Raw genomic sequence first — 19,041 nt, 5'->3', positions numbered from 1 at the left:
GCCGTAAACCGGAGAAGTACAAAAAATGCGTTTAGCGAAGCGGCTAGCATTTTTGGGCTTCGACAACTCCTTCGGGGTCTGAAAGGGGCGAGCAGCCCCTTTCTCGTGCCTCCCGCGCCTCGAAAGTAGCGGGTGCTTTTCTGGTTCTCTTTTGGCACGCAAAAGAGAACATTAACCTAGCGTAAGAGCGCTCTCCCCCGCGCACAGGCGCGTGAAGCCGCTCCCCTTTTTATTTCTTCGATCTGCCGCCTTGCAGCAGGTGTCAACCACGATTCAAAACAACGAGGTCTGATATGATTTTAGGTATTATGGGCGCCATGCCCGACGAAGTAGACCAGCTCTGTGCCAAGCTGGAAAACGTCACTGTAGAGTCCTACGGCGGCGTGGAATATCATAAGGGCACGCTGGCCGGTAAGCAGGTGGTGGTCTGCTGCGCAGGCATGGGCAAGGCCAACGCCGCCGCCACCACGCAGGTGCTCATCACCAAGTTCGGGGCCGAGAAGATCATCTTCTCCGGCATTGCAGGCAACATGACCAGCAAGATCGGCATCGGTGATGTGGTCATCGGCAAGACGGTGCTCTACCACGACGCCCAGCTGGATATGATCTGCCAGAACCCGCCCTTCCTGAAGGAGTACACCGGCGACGCCATTCTCATCGCCGCCGCCGAGAAAGCCTGCGCCGATGCAGGCGTCAAGGCTCTGGTGGGCAAGATCGCCACCGGCGACCTGTTCGTGGGCGACAGCGCCACCAAGGCCGCCATTGAGGCCAAATGCGCCCCCGACTGCGTGGAGATGGAGGGCGCAGCCGTGAGTCAGGTCGCCGCCAAGAACGGCGTCCCCTGCGTCATCCTCCGCGCCATGAGCGACAACGCTGACGAGGACGGCCACGAAGTGCTGGTCGTCAAGAAGTTCAGCATCGGTGAGTATGTCGCTACCGCGACCAAAATCGTCGCCGCAATGGTCGAGTCCCTCTGACTGCACCTGCAAAAAGCTCCTGCCGCATTGTCCGGCAGGAGCTTTTTCTATCGCTGCATCAGAAGTTTCAGCAAAACCTCAAAGATACTGTTCCAGCTTCAGCCGGTTGTCCTCCTCAAAATCCTGCAGCTTCTGCATCAGCCGCTTCGACCCGGGCGCGGCGTCGGGATAGTCCTTCTGGGATTTGATGCAGTCCATGACCCCCATGCTGCTGCCCTGCGTGAGCATCTCGGCGAGGTTGCGGGTGGATTTGTCGGTGATGGTCTTCATGCCGATGCTCACCTTGGTGTTGAGCTTCGCCATGGCGCTCTGGCCCTGTGCCGAGCCGCCGCAGGCGTCGATGGCCGCGTGGGCCTCCTGATTGAGCTGGCGGTAGATGTTGCGCTGGCGCAGAAGCTCCGCCTTGAACTGCTCATTCTCTGCCATCGGCACCAGCTGGTCGAGCGTGTTCTTTCCCATCTCGGTGTTCTGCACGATGGCTTCCAGCATATTGAGGTTGTCGTTTTTCTGGTTTTCCATACAAAAATCCCCCTTTTGAGTCTATTCTCTCTCAAAAGGGGGATCTTATGCATCTTATTCGCCGTCGTAGACCCGGTCGCCGCCTGCGGCCTGCGCAGCGGCCAGCCGCTTTTGGCACAGGTCATAGAGGGCGTCCCAGTTCTTGCAGCGCACCTCGCGGGTACCGGCCACGCCAATGGACTGGGTGAAGGGCACCCGGCGCATCAGTCCCACCGAGGCCACACACTCCTTGGGCATCCCGGCGTAGATGGCTTTCAGCTCCTCTTCCAGCTCGCGGCGGGTGCGGTCGGCGCAGCCGATGGCAAACAGGGTGTCGCTCAGGCGGCAGACCACCCGCTCGGCAGGCTGGTCGAAGTGCTTTTTCCACTGGTTCGCCACGAAGCAGACCAGCTGGCCCATGACCGCGTCGTTTTCCCGGGCGGAAAGCGCTGCCGCGTCGTCGATGGACACCAGCGCCAGCGCCGCGCAGCGGTGGCGGTCGGTCCATTCGTCGAGCTTGGTGCAGAACTCCGTCTCATAGTAGCGGCGGTTGAACACCCCCGACAAGAAATCGTGGTTCATATCGTCGCGGCACAGTTCCCGCTCCCGCGGGGTCATCCGGTCTTCGGGCAGGTCGCTGCCTGCCAGCGGCGCAGTCATCTGCAGCTGCCATACCTTGCCGTCTGCCACGACGCAGCGGCGCAGCACACAGTCCACCTGACCGCCGCGCAGCTCGTAGTCCACCATCAGACCATCGTCCTGCCAGCAGCGTGCGGCGTCCTCGTCCACCTGCGTCAGGCTCACATCCTGAAACACAGGCTGCGAACTTTCGACGAATTGCCGCAGGTCCTGTTCCGTCCATTCCTTTTTCATGCGTTTCTCCCCATCTTCCGTGCCGGGTTCTCCTTCCCGGCGCTCTGCCTTTGCACAGTTCTTATGCCCGACTGTGTCTCTTTCGATTATATCACGATGGCGGGGCGCTTACCAGCAAAACGCACAATTTTCAAAAAGATTTTTTACAATTCCGTCAATTTGAAGTCTTCTCTTCTTTTTCGACCGGCTCCTTGGCGCGGCAGTAGACCGCACACTCGGCCTCAATGCGGCCGGCCAGCAGGGCCGTATCGAAGCCCTCTGCGGCACGCCATGCCCAGTTGCCGCCCAGCTTGCCGGGGGTGTTCAAATGGGCCTCCGCGCCCAGCCCCAGCCAATCTGCCATGGGGATGATGGCCCGGTCGGCCACCGAGCCGAGGGCGGCGCGGAGAAGGGCGATGCGGGCGGCATCCGTCCTGACGGCTGCCACCTCCTTGGCGGTGGGCTTGCAGGGGGTCAGGTGGAGGTAGGCGGCAGCGTTGGCTTTCTCCTTGGCGGGGGCGGCGTTCACCCACCAGTCGGTGAGGGTGGTGTTGTCGTGAGTACCCGGGTAGACCACGCTGTTCTTGACGTGGTTGTGGGGCAGATACTCGTTGTCGCCGCCGCCAAAGGCGAACTGAAGGACCTTCATGCCCGGGAAAGTGCTGTCGGCCAGCAGCTTGCGGACACTGGGCACGAGGTCGCCCAGATCTTCGGCGATGATGGGCAGCTTGCCGAGGGCCGCTTCCAGCGCACGGAACAGGTCCATGCCGGGGCCGTTCTCCCACTTGCCGGTGCGGGCGGTGGAGCTGCCTGCCGGGATGGCCCAGTAGGTGTCAAAGCCTCGGAAGTGGTCGATGCGGAGCAGGTCGTAGATCCCGAGGGCATGGCGGACGCGGCGCACCCACCATGCATATCCGGTTTGTTTATGATACGGCCAGTTATACAGCGGGTTTCCCCAGAGCTGGCCGTCGGCGGAGAAGTAATCCGGCGGGCACCCGGCCACGCGGGCAAAGCCGCCCTGCGCGTCCAGCTCGAACAGCTCGCCGCCCACCCATGCGTCCACCGAGTCGGCGGAGACATAGATGGGGATGTCGCCGAGGATCTTTATGCCTTTTTCGTTTGCGTAGTCCTTGACCTTCTTCCACTGGACTGCAAACTCATACTGCAAGAATTTCCAGAAACCGATCTCCTCTTCCTGCCCGGCGGCGAACTCTGCCAGCGCACCGGCGTCCCGCAGACGGTACTCTCGGGGCCACTCGGCCCAGCTCTTCATCCCGTTGGCGGTCTTGAGGGCCATGTACATCGCGTAATCGTTCAGCCAGCTCTCATTCGTAAGGGTGAACGCATAGTAGTCGTCGGGGTAATAGTGGGCACAGCCGAAGCGTCCGGCGTACTTCTCCCGCCATGCGGCATAGGCCGCCCGCAGGACCTTGTAGCGGCTGGTGTAGAGGGTGCCGTAATCCACCGAGAGCGGGTCGGTGCCCCACGGCTCTGCCTTGAGCTGGGCAGCGGTCAGCAGGCCGTCGGCCTTGAGCGCGTCGAGGTCGATAAAATAGGGGTTGCCCGCAAAGGCAGAGCAGCTCTGGTAGGGGCTGTCGCCGTAGCCGGTAGGGCTGAGGGGCAGCAGCTGCCAGATGTGCTGGCCCGCAGCGGCCAGAAAGTCCACGAACTTGAGCGCCTCGGCGCCAAAGCAGCCAATACCATAAGGGCCGGGCAGGCTGGACACCGGCATCAGGATTCCACTTTCACGCATGATGATACCTTCCTCGTTTTTCAAATTTCCGGTTTCGCTGTTTTCTATCATAACATAAGCCAAGACTATTTTCCACAGGCAAAAAACGTGGTATACTTGATTTTATCGGGAAGGCGGCTTGCCCTCTCCGTCACGGCTGACGCCGTGCCACCTCTCCCAAGGGGAGAGGCAGAAGCTCCCCGGCAGATTAAAGGCTCTCCCTTTGGGAGAGCTGGACGCGAAGCGGCCTGAGAGGGCAAGCCGCTTACCGGCCGATAGTTCTTAGCTTCAGGAGGTATCGTGCCATGCAGCGCACGGAAAAATATTTCGAGAAAGACACATTCCGCAAAAGCGCCGCCGGGGTCATCCTTGCGGCAGAGGCGGACGCAAAGACCGGCGGCGGGCGCATCGCTTTGGACGGCACGGTGTTCTACCCCGAGGGCGGTGGACAGCCTGCCGACCGGGGCACTCTGACCCTCGCCGACGGCACGGTGCTGCACGTCACCGATGTCCACGAGACGGGCGGCGTCATCTGGCACACAGTGGATGCCCTGCCCGAGGCGGCACAGCCCGGCACCGCCGTCACCGGAGCCATCGACTGGGCGTGGCGCTTCGACAAGATGCAGCAGCACACCGGCGAGCACATCCTCTCCGGCATCCTGCACCAGATGTTCGGGGCCGAAAACGTCGGCTTCCACATCGGCTCTGACGCCGTGCGGATGGACACCAGCGTGCCCATCTCTGCCGAGGGCCTGCGGGAAGCCGAGACTGCCGCCAACCGGGTCATCTGGGAGGACGTGCCGGTGGTCATCACCTACCCCACCCCCGAAGAGCTGGCGGCTCTGACCTACCGCAGCAAGAAGGAGATCGCCGGGCAGGTGCGCATCGTGACCATCCCGGGCGCGGACGTCTGCGCCTGCTGCGGCACCCACACCGCCACCACCGGTCAGGTGGGCCAGATCAAGATCCTGGCCTCCGAGAACTACAAGGGCGGCGTCCGGCTCAGCGTGGTCTGCGGCGGGCGGGCCTTGCGGGAGGCGCAGGCCATGCGGAGCCGTCAGGCCGACATCGGCGCCCTCCTCTCGGCCAAGGCCGACCAGACCGCCGTGGCCGTCCACCGGGTGTACGACGAGTACACGGCCCTGAAATTTGCCCATTTTGGCCTCTGTCAGCAGCTGTTCGACGCCATGGCCGCACAGCTCAGCCCCGACGAGACCGCCATCCGGATCGTTTCCGGCCTCGACCCGGACGGCCTGCACCGTCTGGCTGCGCGGCTGAGCGAGGCCACCACCGGCCTGTGCGCCGCTCTGACCCCCAACGAGAAGGGCACCGGCTACTGCATCGCACGCTCCGGCGGCGATGTCCGCCCCCTCACCAAAGCCCTCAACGCCGCCCTCAATGGCCGCGGCGGCGGCAAGCCCGGCATCTGTCAGGGCAGCTGCGCCGCCACACCCGAGCAGGTGGAGGAATTTTTGAGGAAAGCTCTGTAAGCACAAACTTTTTACGTCACAAGGAGAATACGATCTTATGAGAATGCGTTTCAAGCCCTATGCCCACGACGAACTGATGGCCGCCGATTTTCACGTCCACGACCCCTTTGTCTGGGGCGGCAAATGGCACAGCCAGTATGCCCGCCCGGAGCAGCCCTTCGTGCTGGAGCTGGGCTGCGGCAAGGGCGGCTTCCTCTCCCAGCTGGCCTCCGCCCACCCGGAGAACAACTATCTGGGCATCGACATCACCGACAAGGTGCTCATCCTCGCCAAGCGGAAGATCGAAGCAGCCTACGCCGCCGCAGGCCGCCCCATCGACAACGTGAAGATCATGAGCACCGACATCGAACGCATCAAGGGCGTCATCACCCCGGAGGACACCGTCAGCCGCATCTACATCAACTTCTGCAACCCATGGAGCAAGAACGCCTCCTCCAACAAGCACCGCCTCACCTACCCCCGCCAGCTCATCCAGTACCGCGATTTCCTCAAGGACGGCGGCGACATCTACTTCAAGACCGACGACGACGACCTGTTCCGGGACAGCCTGAGCTATTTCCCCGCCTCCGGCTACGACATCATCTGGCAGACCTACGACCTCCACGAGAATGAGCCGGAGTGGAACATCCGCACTGAGCACGAGGGAATGTTCACCGAGATGGGCATTAAAATAAAGGCCCTCATCGCCCGCAAGAAGGCAGGCGACGACTCTGTGACGTGGGTCGAGCCGAAGGTGCTCAAGAAGCTGGCCGCACAGGCAGAGGCCGAAGCCAAGGCCGCCGAGGGAGAAGTCAATGTCTGACCCCTGTGAAGCCTGCCTGAACAACCAGCAGGACGAGTACGGCAGCTATTACTGCGCCGTGGGCGGCACACTGGACGAGGATGAGATGGCCCGCTATCTCTCCCGCACCACGTCGGCCTGTCCTTATTTCGAGCCGGGCGACGAGTACAAGATCGTCCGCAGGCAGAATTGAATGGAGGTGTTCCCTTGTCGTTTTTCCTCAACACGGCCATCTGTGGCTTTTCGCTCTACCACATCCTCGCATTTTTCCTCATCTACTCCTGTCTGGGCTGGTGCCTCGAGGTGGTGTATGCCGCCGCCACCACCGGCCAGCTGGTCAACCGCGGCTTTCTCAACGGCCCGGTCTGCCCCATCTACGGCTTCGGCATGATTTTAGTGCTCTTCTTCCTCACGCCGTTGGAGGACAGCCTGCTCTTGCTGTATCTCGGCGGCGTCCTCCTGCCCAGCGCGCTGGAGCTGGTGGGCGGCTGGGTGCTGTATAAACTCTACCGCACCCGGTGGTGGGATTACAGCGATAGGCCCTTCAACATCGGGGGCTATATCTGCCTCGAGTTTTCGCTGCTGTGGGGCGTAGGTGCCCTCCTGATGGTCAAGGCCGTCCACCCCGCCATCGCCGCGCTGGTGGACATCGTGCCGCCGCTGGTGGGCTTCATCCTCATGTGCCTGCTCTACGCCGTGTATGCCGCCGACGTGGTCGCCACCGGCATTTCTGCCTCCGATCTGGCGCGGGAGCTGGACGCCCTCGAAAAGGTGGCCGACAGTATGCACGCTGTCAGCGACGCCATGACCGAGATCCTCGGCACCACCGCGATGGACATGGACCAGAAGATGGACGAGAGCCGGCTGCAGCTCAAGCTGGCCGCCGCCGAGGCCCGGGACAACTACAACAAGCTGTCGCCCCGTGAGGCCGCTTCCACCATGCGTGCCCGCGCCGACGAAGCGATGGAGGCCGCCCGCCGCGCCTCCCAGACCGCCCGCCTCAACGCTGCCGAGGCCGCTAAGGCCGTCAAACTGGCCGCACAGGGCAAAGCCGAGCAGACCACCTCGCTGCTGCAGCTGGAGCAGCTCAAGGACGAGCTGGCCGCACGGGCACAAGTCATGCAGGCCCATACCCGCCGCAGCACCCATCTGCTGGGCAAGGGCCGTATGCTCCGCGCCTACCCCAAGCTGAAGCATGGCCAGAACAACCGCTCCCTCAACAGCCTCCTCGAGCAGCTTGAGAAGGAATACCCGGATTATTTCGACCATAACAACACCTTCGGCATCCAATAAACAACAAAAACGGCTGGGAAGCACGCTGTCCCAGCCGTTTTTCTATTCTCAGGCCCAGAGGTTTTCCGGGTAGAGCCCGTCCGCTGTCTTTCGGGCGATGGCCTCTACCACCACGGGCTTATCCTCGCGGTAGGTGACGCCGTACCACTGGTCGGTGCTGCGCAGCACCTTGACGGCGGCTTTCTTTTCGCCGATGAGTTCGCTGACCACCAGCGGCAGGAAATACTCGCACTTGAGCGGGTTCTTTTCCAGATTCTCATCCAGCCAGCGGGCGAAGCGCCGGTCGGCCTCCTGCACGAAGCTTTCGCCGAAGCCCCAGAGGTTCATGCTCACGGGGGTGTCGCCGGGCAGGTCGGCCCAGCTCTCGCCGCCGTCCTCGGTGTAGTGGATGCCGTCGGCGTAAGTCTCGATGCGGGTGTGCTCGGTGACGCTGCGGAGGGTGCTATCCTCGTTGAGGGCACAGATGCCCCGGGCCACGCTGCCGTTCTCCGAGACGGTGTTCCGGAGCAGGTAGCTCACCATGCAGTAGTCGTATACCTCGCCGTCGGTGTGGGTGGAAAGATAGTCGTAGATGACCTTGAAGGCCTCGGGGCCGTAGTAATCGTCCGCATTGATGACGGCGAAGGGGCCGTGGAGATAGGGCTTCGCCGCCAGCACGGCGTGGCAGGTGCCCCATGGCTTGACGCGGCCCTCGGGGATGGTGTAGCCCTCGGGCAGCTCGTCCAGCTGCTGGAACGCATACTTCACGTCCATCGCCTTGGAGACCCGCTCGCCGATGGCGGCCTTGAAGGCGTCCTCGATCTCGTGCTTGATGACAAAGATGACCGTCTCAAAGCCTGCGCGGCGGGCGTCGTACAGGGAATAGTCCACGATGACCTGACCGCAGGGCCCCACCGGGTCGATCTGCTTCATCCCGCCGTAGCGGCTGCCCATGCCGGCCGCCATGACCACCAGAACCGGTTTGTTCATATGTTCTCTCCTCCTCCGAAGGGTGTCTTATAAAATACGGCCCTATTATACTCCAAATCCCGCCGGGCAACAAGACAGAGCTGTGCTTTTCTATGGATTCCGGTGCGCCTCCGTGCTACAATGGGGTAAAACAAAAGAAAGGAAGTCCCCGCCATGTACACTGCATCCTCTGCACGCTGTTCCACCCTGCCCTACCACTTCGGCGACACCACCGCCCTCAACAACACCCGTTTCACCGACGAAGAGCTGGACGCCATCGACCGGGCCTCCGGCTTTGCAGAATAAGGAGGAACCATGTCTAAGACTGTATGGATCACCGGCGCATCCTCCGGCATCGGCCGGGAGTTCGCCCGCCGGTATGCGCGCCTCGGCTTCCGGCTCATCCTCACCGCCCGCCGCACCGACCGGCTCGAGGCGCTGGCCGCAGAGCTGACCGTCAAATACAACACCTTCTGCCGCATCCTGCCCGCCGACCTCGAGCAGGAGAGCGAGTGCGCCCGCCTCTGCGAGGCGCTGGCCGACGAGCGGCTGGATATTTTCATCAACAACGCAGGCTTCGGCGTCTGCGGCAGCTTTCTTGAGACCAGCGGCGAAAAAGAGCTTTCCATGGCGAAGGTCAACGTGCTGGCCATGCACCAGCTGTTCAAGTTCGCCGTGAAGAAGATGGAGGCGCAGGGCTTCGGCACCGTGCTGAATGTGGCATCCTCCGCCGGGCTGCTGCCGGGCGGGCCGTATATGGCGGGCTACTATGCCACCAAGGCTTACGTCGTCAGCCTGACCCGGGGCGTGGCGGAAGAGCTGCGGGAGCAGCACAGCCCCGTCTACGTCTGCGCTCTCTGCCCCGGCCCGGTGGACACAGAGTTCAATGACCGGGCCGACGTGGTCTTTGCGCTGCGGGGCATCCGCCCGGAGTTCTGCGTCGAGGAGGCCATGCGGGGGATGCTCCGCCGCAAGACCATCATCGTGCCCTCGGCCCTCATGCAGGCCGCGACAGCGGCCCAGCGGCTCGTACCGATGCCCCTTCTCATGCCCATCGTCGCCCGCCAGCAGAAGAAAAAACTGGGCTGAGGGACCATTGTGTGCAACAAGCAGCAATCTCAGCCTTTGCAGCCCGCCTTTTTATGACGATTTCACGAAAACGCAGCAAAATGCGTAAAAATTTGCAGTAATTGTACCAAGAAAATGCCTTGACAGTCGGAATAAAGAATGCTACTCTAGTATACAAGAGGGCGCATGGCCGGACAGCCCGCCGCCGCTTCCCGTGACGGCAGGTATGGGCCATTGGCATAGCCCGGCAGCGCAGCGCCCTGCAAAGCAAAATTTTGATTGGAGGACTTTATCATGGCACAGTGTACTCCCAAATCCTTTGACCTGACCGGCAAGGTCGCGCTCATCACCGGCGCATCCTACGGCATCGGCATGGCGATCGCCAAGGCAATGGCCGCAAACGGCGCTACCATCGTCTTCAACGACCTCAAGCAGGAGCTGGTCGATAAGGGTCTGGCCGCCTACGCCGAGGCTGGCATCAAGGCTCACGGCTACGTCTGCAACGTCTGCGACGAGGACGCCGTCAACGCAATGGTCGCAAAGATCACCGAGGAAGTCGGCCACATCAACATTCTGGTCAACAATGCCGGCATCATCAAGCGCATCCCCATGACCGAGATGACCGCTGCCGAGTTCCGTCAGGTGGTGGACGTTGACCTGAACGCCCCCTTCATCGTCTCCAAGGCTGTCATCCCCGACATGATCGCTCAGGGCGGCGGCAAGATCATCAACATCTGCTCCATGATGAGCGAGCTGGGCCGTGAGACCGTCTCCGCCTACGCTGCTGCCAAGGGCGGCCTGAAGATGCTGACCAAGAACATCGCCTCCGAGTACGGCGAGTACAACATCCAGTGCAACGGCATCGGACCCGGCTACATCGCCACCCCGCAGACCGCACCTCTGCGCGAGCGTCAGCCCGACGGCAGCCGTCACCCCTTCGACAGCTTCATCGTCGCCAAGACCCCTGCAGGCCGCTGGGGCGAAGCGGAGGATCTGGGCGGCCCCGCCGTCTTCCTCGCCTCTGCCGCTTCCGACTTCGTCAACGGCCTTATCCTGTACGTTGACGGCGGCATTCTGGCTTACATCGGCAAGCAGCCGCAGTAAGATTTCCCCTTCCGGCATATTCCGCGCCGTGTCCTCTGCCTTCCGGGCGCCGGGCACGGCGCTTTTATTTTCCATATCGACTTTTCATCCTAAATCTGTTACACTGAGGACAGTTGAAATACTACAAAAACAGGAGGATTTTCCCCATGAAGATCGCACTCATCAACGAGAACAGTCAGGCCGCAAAGAACGGCATCATCGAGGCCGCTCTGAAGAAGGTCGTGGAGCCGATGGGCCACGAGGTGGTCAACTACGGTATGTATGCCGCCGATGACGCCGCCCAGCTGACCTATGTGCAGTGCGGCATCCTCGCCGCCATCCTGCTGAACAGCGGCGCTGCCGACTACGTCATCACCGGCTGCGGCACCGGCGAGGGCGCCATGCTGGCCCTGAACAGCTTCCCCGGCGTCATCTGCGGCCATGTGGAGGACCCTGTGGATGCTTACACCTTTGCCCACGTCAACGACGGCAACGCGGTCGCCATGCCCTTTGCCAAGGGCTTCGGCTGGGGCGGCGAGCTGAACCTTGAGTACTGCTTTGAGAAGCTGTTCGGCTTCGGCCACGGTCAGGGCTACCCCAAGGAGCGGGTCGAGCCGGAGCAGCGGAACAAGAAGATCCTCGACGGCGTCCGCGCCGCCACCTTCAAGCCCCTCATCGAATGCCTCAAGAGCATCGATCAGGATCTGCTGAAGGGTGCCATCGCCGGTGAAAAGTTCCGCGAGCTGTTCTTTGCCTCCTGCAAGGACGAGGAGCTGGCCGCCTATGTCAAGAGCCTGCTGGTCTGAGCGGTGACGTGAAGATGACTGCCCTGTATCACCTGAACGAGAACATCGCCCATCTGCTGGAGGGCTTTCTGGAATCCGCCGTCCCCCTCATCGCAGGACTGGCGGAGGCCATCGGCCTGTTCATCATCGTGACGAGTCTGGCCCGGGCCACCTATCACTATGTGCGGACGACCTTCTTCCACGACCGGTACGACTTCCACCACGAGATGAGCACCGGCCTGACGACGGCGCTGGAGTTCCTCATGTCGGCAGAGATCGCCAAGACCTTTCTTTTGCAGAACCTCGAGTCGGTCGTGCCGCTGGCCGCGACCTTCGCGCTGCGGGCGCTGATGAGCCTGCTGCTCCATGTCGAAATGCGGGCGGGCCACACCGAGGAAAAATGATGTCTGCCAAAGTTTTCTTTGCCCCTTCTTTTCCGGTTTGTCTAAAATGTCAAAAATAGCGTTCTGCTCTTGACACTTTGACCAAACCGCTCTATACTTTTGCCATCGAAAGCAAAGGCGCTGACGGATGAAGATCCGGTCAGCGCCTTTTGTATTTCCGGGGGAGGCTTGTCCCCTGCGGCCAAGGGAGAGATAGAGGGCTTCCTTTTCCGGATTTTCCGCGCTGCTGCGCAGATAGAGGGACGCAGCAGCCGGGTGTGTATGCGCTGCCGGGCTGGCACCCGGCGGCAAAATATGTGGGGAGGTATCTGCGTTATGTTCAGCTCCATCAACACCTGTTGGACGCTCGTGGGAGCGTTCCTCGTCTACTTCATGCAGGCCGGCTTCGCGCTCTGCGAGGCAGGCTTCACCCGCGCCAAGAACACCGGCAATATCCTCATGAAAAATATGATGGATTTTTGCATCGGCACGCCCTGCTACTGGCTCATCGGCTTCGGCCTGATGTTCGGCGGCACCGGCGCTCTCATCGGCGGGTTCGACCCCTTCATTCAGGGCGATTATTCCCATCTGGGCCTCGACATCCCGCTGTGGGTGTACATCGTGTTCCAGACCGTCTTCTGCGCAACGGCCGCCACCATCGTTTCCGGTTCGATGGCTGAGCGCACCAACTTCAAAGCCTACTGCGTCTACTCCGCAGCCATCTCGCTGGTGGTCTACCCCATCTGCGGCCACTGGATGTGGGGCGGCGGCTGGCTGCAGAGCATGGGTTTCCATGACTTTGCCGGTTCCGCAGCCGTCCACAACGTCGGCGGTGTCATCGCCATGCTGGGCGCTGCCCTGCTGGGGCCCCGCATCGGCAAATACGACAAGGACGGCAAGCCCCACGCCATTCCCGGCCACAACCTGACCGCCGGTGCTCTGGGCGTGTTCATCCTCTGGTTCTGCTGGTTCGGCTTCAACGGCGGCTCTTCCCTGAGCCTCTCCACCGATGAGACCATGACCCTGACCGGTCTGGTCTGCTTCAACACCAACCTTGCGGCGGCTGTGGCCACCTGCGTGACCATGCTCTTCACCTGGAAGCGGTACGGCAAGCCGGACGTCTCCATGACCCTGAACGGCTCTCTGGCCGGTCTGGTCGCCATCACCGCAGGCTGCGACACCGTTTCTCCCTTTGGCGCTTTCTTCATCGGCTTTGTGGCCGGCATCCTCGTGGTGCTGAGCGTCGAGTTCTTCGATAAGGTCGCAAAGATCGACGACCCCGTGGGCGCTGTCTCCGTCCACTTTGCAAACGGCGTCTGGGGCACCATCGCCGTCGGCCTCTTCTCTGACGGCGGCAACGGCGTCGGCAAGGGCCTGTTCTACGGCGGCGGTCTGAGCCAGCTGGGTATCCAGCTGCTGGGCCTCGTCGTGGTGGATGTCTACGTCCTCATCGTCATGTTCCTCATCTTCAAGATCATCGACAAGACCATCGGCCTCCGCGTCCCCGCTGAGGTGGAGATCGACGGTCTGGACATCCACGAGCACGGTCTGGCTTCCGCCTACGCAGGCTTCGCTATCTCCGATGCAAACTCCGCCGCTATGGTCCCCAACGAGAACACCGACCTCGGCGAGGACGATGCCTCCAAGGCTTCCGCCAAGCAGATCGACGCCGCCGTGCCAGTGGTGCGTGAGGCTGCGGTCATCCACGACGGCATCTACGACACCGGTATGCATAAGGTGTCCATCATCGCCAAGCTTTCCAAGTTCGACCAGCTCAAGAGCGCCCTGAACGATCTGGGCGTCACCGGCATGACGGTCACGCAGGTCATGGGCTGCGGCATCCAGAAGGGCACCCCCGAGAAATACCGCGGCGTGCCGGTGGACAGCACCCTGCTGCCCAAGATCAAGGTGGAGGTCATCGTCTCCAAGATCTCTGTGGACTCCGTGGTGGAGGCCGCAAAGAAGGCTCTTTACACCGGCCACATCGGCGACGGCAAGATCTTCGTCTACAATGTGACCCGCGTGGTCAAGATCCGCACCGGCGAGGAAGACTTCGCCGCCCTGCAGGACGTGGAGTAAGCGTTCTGCCCCAAACTTCATACGCTGTCCCGCCGTGAGGCGTGACGATATTGTTCTCCTTTTTCCTTTTTTCTGATAATTCCAAACACAGCTCAAAGCCCCGCTCCTTCGCACAAGGGAGCGGGGCTTTGGCGTTTCTTGACAGCGTCCGGTCTCCGTGCTATCTTTGGGGGAGTAGGAACAAAATACAGGAGTGTCAATATGAAAGATTTTCTGAAAAAGGAGCTTTATTCCCTTCGGGCCGTGACGGCCATTCTGGCCCGCTGGCTGCTGCTGGCCGTTCCCACCGGCCTCGTCTGCGGCGCAGTGGGCACGGCGTTCCATCTTGCGGTCGAACACGTCACCGAGTGGCGGGGCGAACACGTCTGGCTGCTCTGGCTGCTGCCGCTGGCGGGCCTCGCCATCGTGGCCCTTTATCAGCTGACCGGCTGTGAGGGGATGGGCACCAACAATGTCATCCGGGCCGTCCACAGTGGTGAGAGCGTCAGCCCGCTGCTGGTGCCGGCCATCTTTCTGGGCACCGTGCTCACCCACCTCTGCGGCGGCTCGGCCGGCCGTGAGGGCGCGGCGCTCCAGATGGGCGGCAGCATCGGCTACAACATCGCCAAGCTCTTCCGCTTCTCCGACCATGACCGCCGCACGGCCACGGCCTGCGGCATGGCGGCGTTCTTCTCGGCGCTGTTCGGCACGCCGCTGGCGGCGACCCTCTTCGGCATCATGGTGGAGGACGTGGGCCTTGCGTTTTCGGTAGCCTTTGTGCCCGGCTTCGCCGCCGCCCTCATCGCCTACGGCGTCTCGCTGGCCTGCGGCATCGCCCCCACCCACTTCGGGCTGACCGCACCGGCCCTCTCCATCGACACGGCCCTTCTGGCGGCGGTGCTGGGCGCAGCCTGTGCGCTGGTGTCCCGGGGGTTCTGCTGGCTCCTCCACACGATGGAGCACGAAATGCCCCGCCGTCTGCCCAACCCGTGGGTGCGGGCCGTCGTGGGCGGCGTAGCCGTGGTGGCCCTGTCCTACCTGATGGGAGTAGGGCGGTACAACGGCGCAGGCATGGGCGTCATCACCGCTGCCATCGAGCAGGGGCAGGCCCTGCCGTGGGACTTTCTCTGCAAGATGCTGCTGACGGCCCTGACCCTCTCGGCGGGCTTCAAGGGCGGCGAGGTCGTGCCCAGCTTCTACATCGGCGCGACCTTCGGCTGTGTGTTCGGCCCGCTGCTGGGCCTGCCCGCCGGGTTTGCGGCGGCGGTCGGCCTCATCTCGGTTTTCTGCGGCGCGACCAACACCCTCATCCCCTCCATCCTGCTGGCCTATGAGCTGTTCGGCGGGGCAGGCCTCGAGCTGATCGCGCTGGGCTGCGGCGTCTGCTATATGCTCTCGGGCACCCACGGGCTCTACAGCAGCCAGCTCTTCGTCACCGAGAAACTGCTGTCGGAGTATACCGCCAGCTGGGGAGAGCGGCTTCGCCATCATTGACCTCTTTCATTTTCCAGCGATGAGGCCTTGATTTTTTCTGCGCTCCGTGCTACAATTACTTGTAGTTTCATCCTGTGATGCACACAGTGTGCGGCGTTTCTGCCGCCGGTGCGTCAAAATCAAATGTCCTAAAACGATGATGCGGACAAACCGAGGTCCCGTTTCTCCATGCCGCAGAGAGGGCTGCCGTCCGGAAGGATGTGCTGCAAGCAGCCTGCCATGTGCCGGACTTCTACCACCGCAGAGTGCAGAGGTGAACCTCTGCCGGGTGCGCCCGTTACAGCACAGCGAGTGGCGTGCAGCAGCACGCAATTCGGGTGGAACCGTGGAACGCAGTTGAGTCTTTCAAAGGCGCTTCATCCCGTAGAGCATATACGGGGTGAAGCGTCTTTTTTGTCGTATCCAAACGCATTTTTCATCTCAAAAAGGAGCAATATCATGAAGATCATCTATAAGGACGGTCATGTGGACGAGTGCCCGCAGGATCAGGAACTGCACGTTATCCGTCACACCGCAGCCCATGTCATGGCACAGGCCATCAAGCGCCTCTACCCCGAGGCTGACTTTGCCTTCGGCCCCGCCACCGAGAACGGCTTCTACTACGACGTTGACCTCGGCGACACCAAGCTGACCGACGAAGACCTCGCCAGCATCGAGAAGGAGATGCGCAAGATCACCAAGGAGAATCTGGCCATCAAGCCCTTCATCCTGCCCCGCGCCGAGGCCGTCAAGCTGATGGAGGAGCGCCACGAGAACTACAAGATCGAGCACATGGCCGATCTGGCTGACGAGACCGAGTTCAGCTTCTTCCAGCAGGGCGAATATGTCGATATGTGCATCGGACCCCACCTGACCTACACCAAGGCTCTGAAGGCCTTCAAGATCACCCAGCAGTCCGGTGCATACTGGAAGAACGACAAGGAAAACAAGATGCTGACCCGCATCAACGGCGTGGCTTTCCGTAATCAGGAAGAGCTGGACGCTTGGGAGAAGGAGCAGCAGGAGGCCCGTGAGCGCGACCACCGCAAGATCGGCAAGGAGATGGGCCTGTTCATGACCGACGACCTCGTGGGCCGCGGCCTGCCCATGTTCCTGCCCGCAGGCTACACCGTCTGGCAGGAGCTGGAGAACTATATCAAGGAGAAGGAGCGTGCCCGCGGCTACCTGCACGTCATGACCCCCTGCATCGGCACCGTGAACCTCTACAAGACCTCCGGCCACTGGGACCACTACCGCGAGAATATGTTCCCCGCCATGGAGATGGAGGGCGAGAGCTATGTCCTGCGCCCGATGAACTGCCCCCACCACATGATGATTTATGCCAACCGTCCCCACTCCTACCGCGACCTGCCCATGCGCATCGGCGAGATCGCACACGACTTCCGCTATGAGTCCTCCGGCACCCTGAAGGGCATCGAGCGCGGCCGTCACTTCTGCCAGAACGACGCCCACCTGTTCTGCACCCCCGAGCAGATCAAGAGCGAGGTCGCCGACGTCTGCAACCTCATCTTCGAGACCTACAAGGACTTCAACATCACCGACTACCGCTGCGTGCTGAGCCTGCGCGACCCCGCCGACAAGAAGAAGTACCATGACGACGACGCCATGTGGAACCACGCCGAGAACGCTCTGCGCGAGGTTCTGACCGAGCTGGGCATCCACTTCACCGAGGAGATCGGCGAGGCCGCCTTCTACGGCCCGAAGCTGGACGTCAACGTCAAGCCCGCCGTCGGCGCAGAGTACACCCTGTCCACCTGCCAGCTGGACTTCTGCCTGCCCGCAAAGTTCCACCTGACCTATGTGGACAAGGACGGCACCGAGAAGACCCCCGTGGTCCTGCACCGTGCAATTCTGGGTTCTCTCGACCGCTTCATGGCCTACCTCATCGAGGAGACCAAGGGCAAGTTCCCCACCTGGCTGGCTCCCGTGCAGGTCAAGGTCCTGCCCGTCTCCGAGAAGACCCTCGAGTACGCCGAGGCCATCACCGAGAAGCTGGTGGAAGCCGGTGTCCGCGTGGCTCTGGACGACGACAACCAGAAGATCGGCTACAAGATCCGCGCCGCACAGCAGGTGGACCGCGTGCCTTATATGCTGGTGCTGGGCGCCAAGGAAGCCGAGGCCGGCAACGTCTCCGTCCGTGACCGCAAGGGCGAGACCACCACGATGGAAGTGGATGAGTTCATCGCAAAGGTCACTGCCGAGATCAAGAACCGCAGCCTGTAAGCTGTAATACGAACTGCAAAAAATCCCCTCAGCCGTTTGGCTGAGGGGATTTTTATTACATTTCGTTATTTCAGGAGATTGCCGTCCGTAAAGTAATCGATCTTCATGGACTTGCGCACCTCGGCGAGGGTGGCGGCGGCGGTCTTCTCGGCCACAGCGCTGCCCTCCTTCAGAATTTCGACCACCTCGGGCAGGCGCTGCTCCCACTCTTTGCGGCGGGTGCGGATCGGCTCCAGCTCGGCCTGCATGACGGCGTTCAGGAACTTTTTCACCTTCACGTCGCCCAGACCGCCGCGCTGATAGTGTGCCTTCAGCTCGTCGAGGTTCTGGTACTCGGGCAGGAACTCTGCAAAGTGCTCCGGGCGGCTGAATGCGTCCAGATAGATGAAGACGGGGTTGCCCTCCACCTTACCGGGGTCCTGCACCCGCAGGTGGTTCGGGTCGGTGTACATGGACATGATCTTCTTCTTGATGTCCTCCGGCTCATCGGAGAGGTAGATGCAGTTGCCGAGGCTCTTGCTCATCTTGGCCTTGCCGTCGGTGCCGGGCAGGCGCAGACAGGCGGCGTTCTGAGGCAGGACGATCTCCGGCTCCACCAGTGTCTCACCGTAGACCGAGTTGAACTTACGGACGATCTCGCAGCACTGCTCGATCATGGGGCGCTGATCCTCGCCGGCGGGGACGGTGGTCGCCTTGAAGGCGGTGATGTCAGCGGCCTGACTGATGGGGTAGGTGAAGAAGCCCACCGGGATGCTGGACTCAAAATTCTTCTGCTGGATCTCGGCCTTGACGGTCGGGTTGCGCTGCAGGCGGGAAACGGTGACGAGGTTCATATAATAGAAGCTCAGCTCGGTCAGCTGGGGCACCATCGACTGGATGAAGATGTGTGCCTTGGCCGGGTCGATGCCCACAGCCAGATAGTCCAGCGCCACCTGCAGCACGTTCTGGCGCACCTTCTCCGGGTTATCGGCGTTGTCCGTCAGGGCCTGCGCGTCGGCGATCATGATAAAGATCTCGTCGAACTTGCCGGAGTTCTGCAGCCGGACACGCTCCTTCAGAGAGCCGACATAGTGGCCGACATGGAGACGGCCCGTTGGGCGGTCGCCCGTCAGAATGATCTGTTTCATACGTTTCTCCTTTTTCATCAGGCTTATCTTTTCTCGGTTTTCCAAAGGCTCTCCCATCCGGAGAGCTGGACGCCGCAGGCGGCCTGAGCAGTTCGTTTTTTATAAGTATATCCCCCACCGCATTTTCTGTCAACAAAAGCCGCGCCGGAACAGGAAAAAGAAAAAAGCGATGGAAAATTTCCATCGCTTTGCTGGCGCCTCTTGCCTGACTCGAACAGGCGACACCCTGATTAACAGTCAGGTGCTCTA

General features: G+C 61.6%; 18 protein-coding genes. 13 read left to right on the top strand and 5 right to left on the bottom strand.

The window, feature by feature from the left end; all coding sequences use genetic code 11:
* The first annotated feature begins 293 nt into the window (after window positions 1-293).
* Entirely contained in the window at window positions 294-977 is a 684-nt protein-coding gene (locus ACT8X9_RS08800) for a 5'-methylthioadenosine/adenosylhomocysteine nucleosidase (RefSeq protein ID WP_444268744.1), read from the top strand.
* Between the two features lie 78 nt (window positions 978-1,055).
* On the opposite strand, the gene ACT8X9_RS08795 is transcribed toward ACT8X9_RS08800, so the two are convergent.
* The 3 genes from ACT8X9_RS08795 to malQ form a co-directional block, all read right to left on the bottom strand.
* A complete protein-coding gene (locus ACT8X9_RS08795) occupies window positions 1,056-1,496 on the bottom strand; it encodes a hypothetical protein (protein ID WP_412590618.1) in 441 nt (146 codons plus the stop codon).
* Window positions 1,497-1,550: 54 nt separating this feature from the next.
* Window positions 1,551-2,348: a GGDEF domain-containing protein gene (locus ACT8X9_RS08790; RefSeq protein WP_227621036.1), complete on the bottom strand. Its 798-nt coding sequence runs from the start codon at window positions 2,346-2,348 to the stop codon at window positions 1,551-1,553.
* A 154-nt stretch (window positions 2,349-2,502) separates the two neighbouring features.
* The gene (malQ, locus tag ACT8X9_RS08785) at window positions 2,503-4,080 is read right to left on the bottom strand and encodes a 4-alpha-glucanotransferase (protein ID WP_444268743.1); all 1,578 of its coding nucleotides are present in this window, start codon (window positions 4,078-4,080) and stop codon (window positions 2,503-2,505) included.
* A 284-nt stretch (window positions 4,081-4,364) separates the two neighbouring features.
* Between malQ and ACT8X9_RS08780 the strand changes: the two genes are divergently transcribed.
* Genes ACT8X9_RS08780 through ACT8X9_RS08765 form a run of 4 tightly spaced genes read left to right on the top strand, consistent with a single transcriptional unit; the run spans window position 4,365 to window position 7,623 of the window.
* Complete coding sequence (locus ACT8X9_RS08780; RefSeq protein WP_444268742.1) at window positions 4,365-5,549, top strand: alanyl-tRNA editing protein; 1,185 nt, start codon at window positions 4,365-4,367, stop codon at window positions 5,547-5,549.
* Between the two features lie 37 nt (window positions 5,550-5,586).
* Window positions 5,587-6,351 (top strand): tRNA (guanosine(46)-N7)-methyltransferase TrmB, encoded by a 765-nt coding sequence (gene trmB, locus ACT8X9_RS08775; RefSeq protein ID WP_444268741.1) that lies wholly within the window; start codon window positions 5,587-5,589, stop codon window positions 6,349-6,351.
* On the top strand, window positions 6,344-6,523 hold the full coding sequence (locus ACT8X9_RS08770; RefSeq protein WP_444268740.1) for a DUF6472 family protein: 180 nt from the start codon (window positions 6,344-6,346) through the stop codon (window positions 6,521-6,523). The genes trmB and ACT8X9_RS08770 overlap by 8 nt, the downstream gene beginning before the upstream one ends.
* 14 nt (window positions 6,524-6,537) lie before the next feature.
* The gene (locus tag ACT8X9_RS08765; RefSeq protein WP_444268739.1) at window positions 6,538-7,623 is read left to right on the top strand and encodes a putative ABC transporter permease; all 1,086 of its coding nucleotides are present in this window, start codon (window positions 6,538-6,540) and stop codon (window positions 7,621-7,623) included.
* A gap of 48 nt (window positions 7,624-7,671) precedes the next feature.
* On the opposite strand, the gene ACT8X9_RS08760 is transcribed toward ACT8X9_RS08765, so the two are convergent.
* Window positions 7,672-8,592: a nucleotidyltransferase gene (locus tag ACT8X9_RS08760; RefSeq protein WP_227621042.1), complete on the bottom strand. Its 921-nt coding sequence runs from the start codon at window positions 8,590-8,592 to the stop codon at window positions 7,672-7,674.
* A gap of 153 nt (window positions 8,593-8,745) precedes the next feature.
* Here ACT8X9_RS08760 and ACT8X9_RS08755 point away from each other — a divergent pair, with 153 nt between their 5' ends.
* The 8 genes from ACT8X9_RS08755 (at window position 8,746) to thrS (ending at window position 17,665) form a co-directional block, all read left to right on the top strand.
* Window positions 8,746-8,877: a hypothetical protein gene (locus tag ACT8X9_RS08755; protein ID WP_444268738.1), complete on the top strand. Its 132-nt coding sequence runs from the start codon at window positions 8,746-8,748 to the stop codon at window positions 8,875-8,877.
* Window positions 8,878-8,886: 9 nt separating this feature from the next.
* Window positions 8,887-9,660 carry an SDR family NAD(P)-dependent oxidoreductase gene (locus tag ACT8X9_RS08750; RefSeq protein WP_249233808.1) on the top strand — a complete coding sequence of 258 codons (774 nt, stop codon included), beginning with the start codon at window positions 8,887-8,889 and terminating at the stop codon, window positions 9,658-9,660.
* A gap of 273 nt (window positions 9,661-9,933) precedes the next feature.
* The gene (locus ACT8X9_RS08745; protein ID WP_227621044.1) at window positions 9,934-10,743 is read left to right on the top strand and encodes a gluconate 5-dehydrogenase; all 810 of its coding nucleotides are present in this window, start codon (window positions 9,934-9,936) and stop codon (window positions 10,741-10,743) included.
* Between the two features lie 146 nt (window positions 10,744-10,889).
* Window positions 10,890-11,528, top strand: coding sequence for an RpiB/LacA/LacB family sugar-phosphate isomerase (locus tag ACT8X9_RS08740; RefSeq protein WP_227621047.1), 639 nt, complete (start codon window positions 10,890-10,892; stop codon window positions 11,526-11,528).
* 14 nt (window positions 11,529-11,542) lie between these two features.
* Window positions 11,543-11,911, top strand: a complete 369-nt coding sequence (locus ACT8X9_RS08735; protein WP_227621048.1) for a DUF1622 domain-containing protein — start codon at window positions 11,543-11,545, stop codon at window positions 11,909-11,911.
* 315 nt (window positions 11,912-12,226) lie between these two features.
* The gene (locus ACT8X9_RS08730; protein WP_444268737.1) at window positions 12,227-13,969 is read left to right on the top strand and encodes an ammonium transporter; all 1,743 of its coding nucleotides are present in this window, start codon (window positions 12,227-12,229) and stop codon (window positions 13,967-13,969) included.
* 201 nt (window positions 13,970-14,170) lie between these two features.
* Complete coding sequence (locus ACT8X9_RS08725; RefSeq protein ID WP_444268736.1) at window positions 14,171-15,442, top strand: chloride channel protein; 1,272 nt, start codon at window positions 14,171-14,173, stop codon at window positions 15,440-15,442.
* Window positions 15,443-15,880: 438 nt separating this feature from the next.
* Window positions 15,881-17,665: a threonine--tRNA ligase gene (thrS, locus tag ACT8X9_RS08720; protein WP_227621051.1), complete on the top strand. Its 1,785-nt coding sequence runs from the start codon at window positions 15,881-15,883 to the stop codon at window positions 17,663-17,665.
* Between the two features lie 65 nt (window positions 17,666-17,730).
* Here the strand turns inward: thrS and trpS are convergent, their stop codons facing one another.
* Window positions 17,731-18,792 (bottom strand): tryptophan--tRNA ligase, encoded by a 1,062-nt coding sequence (gene trpS / locus ACT8X9_RS08715; protein ID WP_227621052.1) that lies wholly within the window; start codon window positions 18,790-18,792, stop codon window positions 17,731-17,733.
* Window positions 18,793-19,041 lie beyond the last annotated feature (249 nt).

It is taken from the genome of Faecalibacterium sp. (assembly GCF_052358865.1).
Taxonomy (GTDB): Bacteria; Bacillota; Clostridia; order Oscillospirales; family Ruminococcaceae; genus Faecalibacterium; species Faecalibacterium butyricigenerans.
Note: the sequence above shows the minus strand (reverse complement) of the source record. Positions and strands in the feature narration are given on the sequence as shown.

Bases quoted from the DNA above. Each gene is read 5' to 3' on its own strand.
- ACT8X9_RS08800 (WP_444268744.1), top strand. From the start codon at position 294: ATGATTTTAGGTATTATGGGCGCCATGCCCGACGAAGTAGACCAGCTC.
- ACT8X9_RS08795 (WP_412590618.1), bottom strand. From the start codon at position 1,496: ATGGAAAACCAGAAAAACGACAACCTCAATATGCTGGAAGCCATCGTG.
- ACT8X9_RS08790 (WP_227621036.1), bottom strand. From the start codon at position 2,348: ATGAAAAAGGAATGGACGGAACAGGACCTGCGGCAATTCGTCGAAAGT.
- malQ (WP_444268743.1), bottom strand. From the start codon at position 4,080: ATGCGTGAAAGTGGAATCCTGATGCCGGTGTCCAGCCTGCCCGGCCCT.
- ACT8X9_RS08780 (WP_444268742.1), top strand. From the start codon at position 4,365: ATGCAGCGCACGGAAAAATATTTCGAGAAAGACACATTCCGCAAAAGC.
- trmB (WP_444268741.1), top strand. From the start codon at position 5,587: ATGAGAATGCGTTTCAAGCCCTATGCCCACGACGAACTGATGGCCGCC.
- ACT8X9_RS08770 (WP_444268740.1), top strand. From the start codon at position 6,344: ATGTCTGACCCCTGTGAAGCCTGCCTGAACAACCAGCAGGACGAGTAC.
- ACT8X9_RS08760 (WP_227621042.1), bottom strand. From the start codon at position 8,592: ATGAACAAACCGGTTCTGGTGGTCATGGCGGCCGGCATGGGCAGCCGC.
- ACT8X9_RS08755 (WP_444268738.1), top strand. From the start codon at position 8,746: ATGTACACTGCATCCTCTGCACGCTGTTCCACCCTGCCCTACCACTTC.
- ACT8X9_RS08750 (WP_249233808.1), top strand. From the start codon at position 8,887: ATGTCTAAGACTGTATGGATCACCGGCGCATCCTCCGGCATCGGCCGG.
- ACT8X9_RS08745 (WP_227621044.1), top strand. From the start codon at position 9,934: ATGGCACAGTGTACTCCCAAATCCTTTGACCTGACCGGCAAGGTCGCG.
- ACT8X9_RS08740 (WP_227621047.1), top strand. From the start codon at position 10,890: ATGAAGATCGCACTCATCAACGAGAACAGTCAGGCCGCAAAGAACGGC.
- ACT8X9_RS08735 (WP_227621048.1), top strand. From the start codon at position 11,543: ATGACTGCCCTGTATCACCTGAACGAGAACATCGCCCATCTGCTGGAG.
- ACT8X9_RS08730 (WP_444268737.1), top strand. From the start codon at position 12,227: ATGTTCAGCTCCATCAACACCTGTTGGACGCTCGTGGGAGCGTTCCTC.
- ACT8X9_RS08725 (WP_444268736.1), top strand. From the start codon at position 14,171: ATGAAAGATTTTCTGAAAAAGGAGCTTTATTCCCTTCGGGCCGTGACG.
- thrS (WP_227621051.1), top strand. From the start codon at position 15,881: ATGAAGATCATCTATAAGGACGGTCATGTGGACGAGTGCCCGCAGGAT.
- trpS (WP_227621052.1), bottom strand. From the start codon at position 18,792: ATGAAACAGATCATTCTGACGGGCGACCGCCCAACGGGCCGTCTCCAT.